This window comes from Microcoleus sp. D3_18_C4, assembly GCF_036702355.1.
In the GTDB taxonomy this organism is placed as follows: Bacteria; Cyanobacteriota; Cyanobacteriia; order Cyanobacteriales; family Microcoleaceae; genus Microcoleus.
Genome location: NZ_JAUBTF010000044.1, coordinates 1 through 13170, shown reverse-complemented (window position 1 = coordinate 13170; position 13170 = coordinate 1). Strand labels below are relative to the sequence as shown.

Below are 13170 nucleotides of genomic sequence, written 5' to 3'. Positions count from 1 at the left end.
GCTCCGATAATTTTATCTACCAACATTTTCCAACGAGCATTAGTTTTGATATAATGACAGATAATTTAGGAGTGTGCTAGAGAGTCAATAGTTGTGCTGGTTTATCTGAGAGTGTTAGCTACAAGCGGTTAATGACTTTAAAAATATTCCCACATATACAACTTGAATAGTTTGAGGGTCTGCTGTGAATACAACTGACAATAAAAATCCAAGACTAGAAACACTTAGACTTCAAAACACTGTCTTACAAGAAAATATTTTAATGGTGGACGACCATCCAGAAAGCTTGCGGCTTTTATCCCAGCTTTTGTCTAAGCGGGGATATAAAGTGCGGCCGACACGAGATGGCAAATTGGCTCTTAACTTTGCTCTGTCGAGTCCACCAGACTTGATTTTGCTGGACATCATGATGCCCGGTATGGATGGCTATCAAGTCTGCGAACAGCTAAAAGCTTGTCCGCAAACCAAAGATATTCCTGTGATTTTTATTAGCTGTTTCGATGAAGTTTTTGATAAAGTCAAAGCTTTTTCACTGGGGGCGGCAGACTACATTACTAAACCCTTTCAAACAGAAGAAGTGGTGAGTCGCGTCGAAAATCAACTGCTTCTGAGCCGTCTTTATAAACAAACTTTAGCACAAAATGCGCGGCTGCAAGCAGAAATAGAAGAACGCAAGCGGATCGAAGCAGAACTCCGAGACAGCCAACGCTGGCTGTCGGCAATAATTCAAACACATCCTAATCTTTTGTACGTTTCCGATTTGATTGAACAGCGAACTCTGTATATCAACCGCGAAATCTATAGCGATATTGGCTACACCCTAGAAGAAATCCAGCAGATGGCAGGAGGATTTCTTCCTAACTTAATACACCCTGACGATTTGCCAGGATTCTCAGAACATCTGAGGAGGATTGAGGCAGCAAAAGACGGTGAAAGCTTTGAGTTTGAGTACCGAATTCAGCACAAAAATGGTGAATATCGCTGGTTTGTTAGCGTGGATACCGTGTTTGCCAGAACAGCCGACGACAAACCTTGGAAAATTTTGGGGACGGCTACTGAAATTAGCGATCGCAAACAAGCAGAACTCGAACTTAAAACAGCTTTAGCTGCTTTGGAACGGCAAATTAAGCAAAGATTTCTGCTAGAAACAATTACTCTGGAAATTCGCTACAGCTTAAAGCAGGAGCAAGTTTTTCAAACAGCGACGGCCCAAATTGGTCGTATTTTTAATGCGGATTGCTGCTTGTTTCACACCTACACAGAACACCCTATTCCCAGAATTGTTAATGTCGCTGAGTACAGAAAGTCCGCATCCAAATCCCTTTTAGATTTAGAAATACCCATAGATGGCAATCCTCACGTTCAGTTTTTATTGTCCCAAGATCAAGCTGTAGTTTCTGACGATGTTTTTTCCGAACCGCTGCTAGAAAACGTCCGAGATTTGTGCGGTCAAATAGGTTTGAAGTCGATGATATCCATCCGCACTTCCTACCAGGGAAAAGCCAACGGAATGATATGCTTGCACCAGTACGATCGCCCGCGCCACTGGACACCAGATGAGATCGGATTATTGAAAACTGTGGCGGCACAAATGGGAATTGCGATCGCTCAAGCCAATCTTCTCGAACAAGATAAACAACAGCGACTTAAACTTCAACAAAGCGAAGCTAGTCTAGCAGCAGCCCAGAAAATTGCCCATATCGGCAGTTGGGAATTTGATTTGGTCACAAATAAAATCACTTGGTCAGAAGAAGTATTCCGCATTTTTGGTCTTGACTCAAGTGCAACTGAACCGACATCTGCCAAACTTTTAAAGATGTGTCATCCCGACGACAGAGAATTATTTCAACAAACAGTTAGCCTGACTATCTCACAAGGAATTTCCTACAAAAGAGAGTTCCGCTTTTTGCATCCTAGCGGTCAAATTATATACGTGGAAGGAAGGGGAGAAGCGGTTTTTAGCGAGACTGGGGAAGTAATCAAACTGTTGGGAACAGTGATGGATATTAGCGATCGCAAACAAGCCGAAGCAGCTTTGCAAATTAGCGAAGAACGTTTTTATCTGGCATTTGAAGGCAGTGCGATGGGATTGTGGGACTGGAATCTGGCCACGGGAGAAGTCTATTTTAATCCGCGGTGGAAAATGATGCTGGGATATGAAGTAGAGGAAATAGCAAATAGTTTTGCATCCTGGGAGAAACTGGTACATCCAGAGGATTTGTCTCCGGCTAAAGCAGCGCTAAATGCTCACCTCGAAGGCCAAAATCCTACTTACGAAGTGGAATTTAGGATGCTGACAAAATCCGGCGTGTGGAAGTGGATTTTAGCTCAAGCGAAGGTGATGGAACGCGACGCTTCGGGAAATCCTTTGCGGATGACGGGCACGCATATTGATATTAGCGATCGCAAACAAGCCGAAGTAGATTTGCAATTTAGTGAACAGCGAGAACGAGAAAAAGCGCAACAGTTAGAAAAAACTTTGGCTGACTTGAAAAAAGCTCAATCTCAGCTTATTCAATCAGAAAAAATGTCAAGTATTGGGCAAATGGTAGCGGGAGTAGCCCACGAAATTAATAACCCCATCAGCTTCATCTATGGCAATATTATTCCCGCCGCACAGTACGCTCGCGATTTGGTAAAATTGATCCATCTCTACCAGCAATACTATCCCGAACAAGTTCCAGAAATAGCCCAAGAATTGGCAGAAGTCGAGGTAGATTTCATTGCTGATGATTTCCCAAAAATCATGTCTTCAATGCAAGAAGGTGCTAACCGAATTAAGCAGATAGTGCTGTCTTTGAGAAACTTTTCGAGACTAGACGAAACAGAGCGCAAAGTAATAGACATTCATGAAGGGATAGAGAGCACTTTGGTGATTTTGCAGCACCGATTCCAGTCACAGCCAAAACGTCGGGAGATTCAAGTTATTAAAAATTACGGGAACCTGCCCAAAGTCGAGTGTTATCCGGCTCAATTAAACCAAGTATTTATGAATTTGCTGGTGAATGCGATCGACGCTGTGGAAGAGTCATCAGCAAACTGTACTTGCAAAGTTAACCAGATTCGCATTGTTACTGAAGTCAGCAGCGAAAATCAAGTGCGTGTGCGGATTTCTGACACCGGGCCCGGTATCCCTCCCGAAATTCAGTCAAGGATGTTTGACCCATTTTTTACTACCAAACCGATCGGCACCGGCACTGGTTTGGGGTTGTCGATTAGTTACCAAATTGTGAAAGACACCCACGGCGGTAAGTTGGAGTGTCATTCAGAAGTTGGCCGGGGAACAGAATTTGCGATCGAACTGCCAATTTCGCAAAAGTTAAAAGTTAAAAGTTAGGATAAGCTGTTAAATCAGGGGCGGTAAATTAACCATAATTTTTGTAGGGGCCAGTTCACCAACCATCTATAATATCAGCCAGAGATGAGCCTAAACCCACCCCGACCGTCAGATGGGGGGGAATTCAACGGATATTATATGAATCGTCTATCAGAACCTATTTTAGAGTGCGTCATAACCTGAGATTTTCTCCCGTATTTGCTGCGAACGGTCTGTCATTTAGTTTAATCTTATCTTAAACATGATATAATAAAAAGTTAGCCTTTTGAGGCTCCAGACGTGGAGCTGCTAAAATTAGTAGTGAATATTACAGTTGCTATTATACAAACTCTGTCAACATACGTCTGCTGTAGCGTCTACCACATTTTAACTGAATTATGACTGACTCAATTCGCTTCCTCATGTGTGCTCCCGACCACTACGATGTGGATTACGTGATTAATCCGTGGATGGAGGGAAATGTCCACAAATCATCGCGCGATCGCGCCGTCGAACAGTGGGAAAAACTTTACCACGTCCTCAAAGAAAACGCCGTGGTAGACCTCGTACCGCCCGCAAAAGGCTGGCCGGATATGGTTTTCACCGCCAACGCAGGCTTACTTTTAGGCAATACCTTCGTCCTCAGCCGTTTCTATCACAAAGAACGCCAAGGCGAAGAACCCTATTTCAAAGCATGGTTTGAAAGCAAAGGTTTCACCGTGCACGAACTCCCGAAAGACTTGCCGTTTGAGGGTGCGGGCGATGCTTTACTCGATCGCGAAGGACGCTGGTTGTGGGCCGGATACGGCTTCCGTTCCGAACTCGACTCGCACCCGTTACTAGCAAAATGGCTCAACATAGAAGTGCTTTCGCTGCGTTTAGTTGACGAACGTTTCTATCACCTAGACACCTGTTTTTGTCCTCTGACAGGCGGATATTTGCTCTACTATCCAGCAGCATTTGACTCGTATTCCAACCGCTTAATCGAAATGCGAGTTGCGCCGGAAAAACGCATTGCTATTGAAGAAGCAGATGCCGCAAATTTTGCCTGCAATGCGGTCAATATTGACAAAGTTGTGGTAATGAACAAGGTTAGCGAAGCCTTGAAAACGCGCATTACTCAGGCCGGTTTTCAAGTAATTGAAACGCCGATGAGCGAATTTCTGAAAGCGGGCGGCGCCTGTAAGTGTTTGACGCTGCGGGTAACGGAACCGGTGCAAGAAGATCGATCGGCAAACGTGATGGTAGAAAGCCGCACAATTCGCATGGAAGGTCACTTGCTGGATGCTGGTTTAATTAGTCGTGCTTTGGACTTAATTGTCGATCTCGGTGGCAGTTTCCAAGTGCTCAATTTCAATCTGGGAGAGCAGCGGCAAAGTACATCATCTGCCGACGTTAAAGTTTCGGCTCCTTCCCACGATGTGATGGAAGAAATGATGGGAATGCTGATTGACTTGGGTGCAGTGCCGCCACCACAAGAGATTTGCGACGCTATTTTAGAACCGGTAGTCCAAGATGGTGTCGGCCCAGACGACTTTTATGTAAGTACAATTTATCCCACGGAAGTGCGGGTAAATGGTCAGTGGGTGAAAGCGCAAAATCAGCGGATGGATGGAGCAGTTGCTATTACTGAAACCGCTGATGGCCCAGTGGCTAAATGCAAATTACTGCGAGATTTAAAAGTAGGAGAAAAAGTCGTTGTTGATGTGGTCGGCATCCGCACCATCCGCAAAACAGAATCGCGGGAACAGCGCAATTCGCAAGAATTTAGCTTTATGTCGGGCAGCGTTTCTAGCGAGCGGCGCGTAGAATTGGTCGTGGAACAAGTAGCGTGGGAATTGCGCCAAATTCGCGATCGGGGTGGCAAAGTTGTAGTTACTGCAGGGCCTGTTGTTATCCATACTGGCGGTGGCGAACATTTAGCGCATTTGATTCGCGAAGGTTACGTGCAAGCGCTGTTAGGTGGAAATGCGATCGCAGTTCACGACATGGAACAATCGAATATGGGAACCTCTTTAGGGGTTGACATGAAACGCGGTATTGCTGTGCGCGGCGGACACCGACATCACTTGAAAATAATTAACAGTGTGCGGCGCTACGGGAGTATTGCTAAAGCTGTTGAAGCAGGCCTGGTTACTAACGGTGTGATGTACGAATGCGTGAAGAACAATATACCGTTTTCGCTGGCTGGTTCGATCCGCGATGATGGCCCACTTCCCGACACGCAAATGGATTTAGTTAAGGCTCAAGAAGAATATACTGAGCTGTTACGTGGTGCGGATATGGTGTTAATGCTGTCGTCTATGCTGCACTCAATTGGTGTGGGAAATATGACGCCTGCGGGTGTGAAGATGGTCTGTGTGGACATTAATCCGGCGGTGGTGACGAAATTGAGCGATCGGGGGTCGATCGAGTCTATTGGAGTTGTTACCGATGTGGGATTGTTCCTAAGTTTGTTGGTTAATCAATTGGATAAATTGACCAGCCGCCATCATGTAGCTCAATCTGTTTAGATTTAGCGAGTAGGGTGTGTTTTGAAACCCGGAGATCCCCCCTAGCCCCCCTTAATAAGGGGGGGACTGGAAGCACTCTTTCGTCCCCCTTTTTAAGGGGGATTTAGGGGGATTGAGACTAGGCTACAACCCTGAGTTAGAGTACGAAATTCCTATAAATGTTGAGGCAAACAGCAATGGTACAGGAATTAATAGACCTCAGAAATTGTATTTTAGAAGGCAGGAAGGAAGATGCTCTAGCAATTGTCGATGAATTAGAGGGCATGAGCAAACAAGCAACTCTGCGGAATATCGGGTCTTTTTTATTGATTCTGCTAATCCACCTCATTAAAAATCAAGTAGAACAGCGTTTAACAAATTCTTGGGCCGCTTCTATTGCAAATTCTGTCCGAGGTATTAAAAAGCTCAATCTCAAAGATAATAAAACATCCTACTATATCAATTCCTCGGAGTGGGAGCCTTTCCTAGATGATGAACTAGAAGCCGCAATTCGTGAGGCTACCCGGGAAGTGTTGGAAGGAAAGTTAAGCCGTGCTCAACTCAATCAAAGAGTGGACAGAGAGCAAATTATGGCGATCGCAACTGGGCTACTGTCTCTGACATACACTTATTCTAGAGGTGAATTCGAGGATGCGATCGATGAGCATTTAGCTGACTTGCCTGGTGGTGAAGACTGGAATTAAGAGATTTAACCGCAGAGGGCGCAGAGAACGCAGAGGGAGATCCCAGAGAGATGAATAATTCCGATGAAGCGCGGATTTGATATTGATATTCCAATAAAAAACCTCAGACCCGCAAGTCTGAGGACCGGAGTTCCTGAAAATCGTCACTTCTTACTATTGTCGCTAACAAACACCCGAACATACAAGAGGGGTGCAACCCAGCAGGACAGCTTGTGGCAGATAGAGATTGCTTCGTGACTCGGAAGGCGAAAGCAATTTTTAACTCAACACTTCACAAAAGCAAAACAATTCTTCTCGCCATTTTCAGATCTGAGTTGATAATTATTGCTTTAGGATGGCAGTCTGTCCTCGATCGCAATATAAGGCTCACCGTGAGTGCCCGTATATATTTGAGTCGGGCGGTAAATGCGGTTTGCCTCTAGCTGTTCCTTCCAGTGGGCCAACCAGCCAGCAACGCGGGCGATCGCAAAAACTGGTGTAAATAAGTCGATCGGAATTCCCATTTTTCGGTAAACCAGACCCGAATAGAAATCTACATTTGCATAAATTCCTTTGTGACCCAATTTCTCCTCAACCACTTCTTCCAACTCGACAGCAATGTCGTAATAATCGTCGTGACCGAAGTTCTCAAATAACTGTTCTGCTAACCCTTGGAGAATAGTTGCTCTCGGATCTTTCACCTTGTAAACTCGGTGACCGAAACCCATGATTTTGTCCTTATTTGCAACGCACTTCTCGACAAAAGGCCGCACATTTTCTACCGAACCAATTTGCTCCAACATATCAATCACTTCTTCATTAGCTCCCCCGTGCAGCGGCCCCGCCAAAGTGCCAACTGCTGAAGCAATTACCCCGTAAGGGTCTGTCAGCGTCGAAGCTGTTACCATTGCCGAAAATGTAGAGGCATTAATTGTATGTTCAGCGTGGAGAGTCAGACAAGTGTCAAAAATGCTAGCTAACAGTGGATCGGGTTCTTGCTCATTGAGCATATAAAGAAAGTTAGCCGAGTAGTCCAAGTCATCCCTCGGCCGCACCGGGTCATTTCCCCGTCGCATTTGCTGGAACGCTGCTACCATTGTGGGAATCTTAGCTAGCAGTCGCACTACAGCTTCTCGAATGTATGCTGGGTTAGCCAGGGCTCTGCGAGAGTAGAACAAGCCCAAGGCGGCCGCTGAAGCTTGCAGGGCGTCCATGGGATGTCCTCTTTCTGGAAAGCATTTCATCATGTCCCGGATGCGATATTTGATCCGGCGGTGATAGCGAATTTCATGCTCGAAAGCTTCTAGTTCTTCCTTTGTCGGAAGTACCCCCCAGATTAATAAATATGAAGTTTCGAGAAAGGAGCTTTTGAGTGCCAGTTCCTCGATGCTAATCCCGCGATATTCCAGCAACCCTTTTTGTCCATCGACGTAGCTAATGCTGGACAAGGTGGCGGGAACACCTTCTAAACCTGGTTTGAATTCGCCGACGACCATTGCGATACCGTTTTATGTGAGTTCAATCTACTAAAAGTACATTACCAGAAACGAAGATAGTGTCACAGTCTTGACAAATAATCATTTAATTGGGGTTCAGAAACCGGGTTTTTCAACAGATAGCCCGATCGCCCCGCTGCGTATTGTCGCCCCTCAAACCCGGTTTCGCCGTGCCAGAATGCGGTTTTAAGAGGGCTGGCGCGTCCTGTTAATGTCGGGGCAGTTCGCTGTTTCTAGGGGAGCAAAAACTTGGGCGCAGTTAGCCAAAACATTTGGCTGCGGCCCACTGGGGAGCCTGTTTCGGGGAGGATTAAGCCGATGATACCTGCTTTTTTGAGAATCAGGGCATCTTGCGATCGACCCCAAAGCAAAGTTTCTGCCCAGTTGCCTAAGTCTGGTTGGTGGCCAACCAGGGCCAAGCTGCGGCTACCTATTTCCTGCCACTGTTTGTACCACTCCAGCCAGTTCCCGATGTCTCCTGAAGGTGCGAGGGTGGCGGATTCTTCTATTTGGGAACTCAAACCGACTGTTTGCAGGATTTGGGCGGTTTGCTGGGCCCGCAGTAGGGGACTGGTGAGAATCAGGTCAAACTGAATTTCGAGTTCGTACAGCCGTTGGGCAATTTTCCTGGTTTTACGATCGCCCTCTTTAGTCAGGGGGCGTTCTGAGTCTGTATCATATTCTTCGGGTGCGGCGGCGATACCGTGCCGGATCAGATAAATAACCATATATCAATACTTCCAGGCATTGGGTCCCGTTTTTCTAGGAGCTGTCTAGGATATACCTACCTTTTGCCTATTCTACAACTGTATTGAAATCTGGCGCTGTCATCTGGTTGGCGCTTGTGTAGCGATCGCGCCCTTGTCGTTTCGCATCATATAATGCTCGATCGGCGAGGGCAATGAGTTCATCCGGTGATGTTTCCGCAGTGGGAATCACAGTTGCAATTCCCATGCTAACAGTCACGATCGAGCTCACCTCAGATTGCTCGTGAGGGATTCCCAAATCTCGGATTGCCTCTCGGATCGACTCAGCAACCGCAATCGCGCCATCTGCATCCGTATTCGGTAGGATAGCAGCGAATTCTTCGCCCCCGTAACGTGCAAACAGATCCGATGAACGTTTAACCGCTTGTGCCGCCGATGAAGCCACTTTTACTAAACAAATATCCCCAGCTTGATGTCCGTAGCAATCGTTATATCGCTTGAAATAATCTACATCCAACATAATCAACGAAAGCTGTTGTTTCCCCTGCATCAGCCGGTGCCATTCCGACTGCAATTGCTCATCGAAACAGCGACGGTTTGCTACTTGTGTTAACCCATCTGTCGTAGCAATTAATCTTTCTTGTTCCGCCCGGTGTCTGAGCATCTCCTCGGCCCGCTTGCGTTCTGTAATATCAGCAAAAGTTGTTACTACCCCATAGGGTTGAGACTGATTCATCTGGAACAGCGGTTGCGAATTAATCGAAATCCAAGTCAGCGTTTTATCCGATTTCTGAATGCCCATCACCACATTTGATACGGGTTTTCCCGTCCGTAGGGTAATCATTGCCGGATGCTGTTGGCAGGGGAAAGGAGAGCCATCTTCGTGAACGGTTCGCCAGTCTAAATCTATGGATGTACGCCCCATCAGTTGTTCGGGGGTCAGTCCGAGAATCCTTCCGGCACTAGCATTACAGGTAGTAATTTGTCCGTCTGCTAGCTGAAGTACGACGCCTTCAGTCATGCTTGTAATCACAGAACGATACCGTTCCTCGCTCTCCTGTAATTGACTCAGGAGAATGTTTTTAGCCTCAAACTCTGAAGCCAGATGCAGGCTACCCGCCAAAAACCCGGCCATCAGTTGTAAGGTATGAATATCTGACTCTGTAAAGGCACAGGGTCTAGCGGAAACAACTTTTAAGACGCCAACCCGATCGTCCTGATAGAACAAGGGAACAACCACCAGTGACCGGATACCAATGCGCTGACAGACAGACTGCTCCACCCGTGCATCGGTTTGTGAATCATCACAAAGCATAATTTGGCCGGTCGCAATACATTGTCCCGATAAACTTGTCCCTACTTTCATCCGTAATCCAACATAGGTGCTGGCGATACCGCTGGCTGCCCGATACACCAACTCATCCCCTTCCAAGATTTCAATCACGGCCCCATCGGCACCGATCAATTTTTGAGTTCGATCGTTAATCACCGCCATCACTGCATCCAGGTTAGGATTGCGGATGGCGATTTCCTGTTGGGTGGCAATCACCACAGCCAGACGCCCGAACTCTTGCTGTAATGCTGCTTCTGCTTGCTTGCGATCGGTGATATCCTTCATAAAGCAGTGATGCCCGATCGATCGCTCCTGCGAGTCGTAGGCTGCCAACATCACCACCTGCTTGTAAAAAATCGAACCATCTTTCCTGATACCCCGGGCCTCAACTTCCACTCGGCCCTCGGCTAGCATTTTTTGATAAGCCGTCATCATCCTGTGGCAGTCGTCGGGATGAACTGTTTTCTGCCAATTCATACCAACCATTTCTTCAGGCTGATAACCCGCTATATTGGCGTAGGCTTGATTAACGGTGAGGTAGCGTCCGAAAACATCCAGTCGCGAGATGCCTTCCACAGCATTAGCAAGAGCTGTACTCATTTCTCTGAGTTCTGTTTCCGCCTGGACAATATCCGTAATGTCTTGAGATGTACCAAACAACCGAATGACTTTTCCCTCTGCATTGAGTTGAACCTGTCCTCTGGCTTCGGTATGGCGGATAGAACCATTCGGGCCCACGATTCTAAGGCGCAATAGATAAGGCTCTCCGTGAGTGAGCGCTCGTTGAACTACCCGGTGTAGCTGTTTGGCACTTTCGGGATGGTAAAGCCGCAAGTTTTCTTCATAAGTAGGTTCGCCTAGGGCCCTAGATCGTCCCAAAATCTCAAATAGTTCGGGAGACCAGGTAATTTTACCCGTAATCACGTCCCACTCCCAGTTACCGATGTGGGCAACCCGCTGGGCTTCTGACAACCGGGTTTCACTCTTTTGCAGGGCTGTTTCTGTCTGCTGGCGGTCGGTAATGTCCTTTTCGTTCACGAGCAACATCGGGTTGCCTGTTACCGGGTCGTTGGTACACCGCACGTCCATCCCATGCCAGCGAATTCCCGCCAGAGTAATCACTTGAGCCTCCGTGCTAAATACCTCACCGGACTGAAGAACTGCCATTGCTCGCTCTGCTACCTGAGAGTCAACAAAGTGACTCACAAAAGCATTATCTGTCGCAGAGCCACGGTGCAGCGCCTCCCCGTAACAGCGCAAGGCCGCCGGGTTTTGCAGCAGCGGCACACCTTCGAGGGTGTATAGCGAAACCATCAGCGTGGTGTGTCGGATTGCCTCGATCGATCGCAGGGTTTCTGGTTCGATTTGAGGAGCGGTTTCGACCTTACCCTCGACCAGGATTGCCAAACGCCCGCTATCAATCCTGATGCCAGAGCACCGACAGCCGACAGAAACAGCCTCACCTGCCGGGTAAAACGTCCACTGCTCGGACAAGGTTTGGCCTTGCTCAAACTGCTGCAGATAGCTCTGCAAGCGAATCCGAGTAGACTCTGACAACATATCCCTAAAGTTGCGGATCGCGAGTTGCTGGCGCGTGGAAGCATTCCACAGGTACAAGGAAGCTTGGTTTGCCCACCGCATTTGCCAATCCTCAATATCAAATATCCAGATCGGGTTTTGCAACAAGTCAAAGGCTTTGAGGTGGACAATATCGCCGCTCAGGGAACAGGCCAAGTCTGGTGGTAGACAATTTTGATGATTGACTCTGGGCGCGCTTTCTGTATTGGGAGCAGTTTGATTTGGTTCTGTTTCGAGTTCCGGCGGTTGGTTTAGCCCCAGCACCGGGGGGTGAGATTCCAGATGCCGCATCCTCAACCCAATGTGCACTGCAACCTGTTGCAGGATCTGAATGTCGAGAGGTTCCCACTGACGCGGACTTCGGCATTGATGAGCAATCAACAGTCCCCAAAGCTTCGGAGATTGCTGTTGTTGGCCATCTAGCAAGATTGGCGCAACTAAATTTGCCTGAACTTGGATGCGATCGAGCAATTCGACATCACAAGCTTGAAGATCACCAGCGTGAATATCAGAAATGCTGCTCGTTTGTCCCTGGCTGTAACGATCTACCCAGGTGGCTTCTAAGCAAGGATCATAAATCTGTTTTCCTAGGGTTGGCGGCCACTTAGCATCAACCGATTCTGCAAATACTACGCCATCTCTATGCGATAGGAAGCGATAAATAATTACGCGATCGGTTTGCAGCAGCACCCTGGTTTCTTCTAGCGCACATTGCAAAATTGTCTCCAGAGCCACGAACTCGTTGATTTTAAGTGCAATTTCTGAAACTTTTTCTAGGCTTTTCTCTAACGACCAAGAGAAAGTCTGTTTTGTAGACATCTCCGTGTTCCTTGTTTTTTTAAGCTATTTTCTACTATCCTAACCCGCGGCAAATAAATATAATAATTTGTTTGAAATTGTAGGAATCGCTACATGGGCTTAGGAAAAAAACCATATTTATGTGAAAAGCAAAACTTTTTTTGACTGCTACAATTCCTTTTTTCATATCATTTAGCCAATGGCTTAGGTTGTTGGGTATCTATTTTGATTTTTTTCAAGGTTTTTTTTACTAATTATTATCGAAACTTTCCTGCACCAACTATAACAAATTGTGATTGATTTAGCGAATAAACACTAAAATATCAAAAAATCAACCTTGCATAATTGTTAAAAAGTAAGAATTATTGTGACTTTAGTAAACTCGATAAAACTAAATTGGCTCCGCAACCTGGTTTTTTTGAGCAAAATACTTCGTTGCCTCCCTTGACAATAGTTAAAATACCCAGTTTATTTGGTGTGTATTTTGGGGACATGGGGATAAAATTTATTAGGGTTAGTCCTGGAGAAGTCAACAGGGTTTTTTAACCTCCTTACTTCGTTAAAAGTGGCATCTTGCAGGATTTTCAATAAACTTTTTATGGGCGGATTCTCCTGCCCAACCCCTACTCCCCACAAGAAAATACAGTTGTTGTGGAACAGGCCGGAAAGCCTGTTGATGCCAGAAGCGTACTAGTACAGCTCGGCGTAAATACACAGACTATTAAACAGCCAAGACTTTACCCTTGTATGTCCACTTAAAAGGTTTG

At 46.5% G+C, this 13170-nt stretch carries 6 protein-coding genes; 3 read left to right on the top strand and 3 right to left on the bottom strand.

All coding sequences use genetic code 11. The features are described from left to right. Window positions 1-184 precede the first annotated feature (184 nt). The 3 genes from QUA90_RS20460 to QUA90_RS20450 all read left to right on the top strand — a co-directional run bounded on the left by QUA90_RS20460 (window position 185) and on the right by QUA90_RS20450 (window position 6512). The gene (locus tag QUA90_RS20460; RefSeq protein ID WP_333447422.1) at window positions 185-3337 is read left to right on the top strand and encodes a PAS domain-containing protein; all 3153 of its coding nucleotides are present in this window, start codon (window positions 185-187) and stop codon (window positions 3335-3337) included. Between the two features lie 377 nt (window positions 3338-3714). Beyond that, window positions 3715-5829, top strand: a complete 2115-nt coding sequence (gene argZ / locus QUA90_RS20455) for a bifunctional arginine dihydrolase/ornithine cyclodeaminase (RefSeq protein ID WP_333329475.1) — start codon at window positions 3715-3717, stop codon at window positions 5827-5829. Between the two features lie 176 nt (window positions 5830-6005). Next, window positions 6006-6512: a DUF29 family protein gene (locus QUA90_RS20450; RefSeq protein ID WP_333447456.1), complete on the top strand. Its 507-nt coding sequence runs from the start codon at window positions 6006-6008 to the stop codon at window positions 6510-6512. Window positions 6513-6841: 329 nt separating this feature from the next. On the opposite strand, the gene QUA90_RS20445 is transcribed toward QUA90_RS20450, so the two are convergent. The 3 genes from QUA90_RS20445 to QUA90_RS20435 form a co-directional block, all read right to left on the bottom strand. After that, window positions 6842-7987, bottom strand: a complete 1146-nt coding sequence (locus QUA90_RS20445) for a citrate synthase (protein ID WP_333082657.1) — start codon at window positions 7985-7987, stop codon at window positions 6842-6844. Between the two features lie 233 nt (window positions 7988-8220). Beyond that, window positions 8221-8715, bottom strand: coding sequence for a phosphohistidine phosphatase SixA (gene sixA / locus QUA90_RS20440; protein WP_333447420.1), 495 nt, complete (start codon window positions 8713-8715; stop codon window positions 8221-8223). Between the two features lie 67 nt (window positions 8716-8782). Continuing rightward, window positions 8783-12424: a diguanylate cyclase domain-containing protein gene (locus QUA90_RS20435; RefSeq protein WP_333329469.1), complete on the bottom strand. Its 3642-nt coding sequence runs from the start codon at window positions 12422-12424 to the stop codon at window positions 8783-8785. Between the last annotated feature and the right edge of the window lie 746 nt (window positions 12425-13170).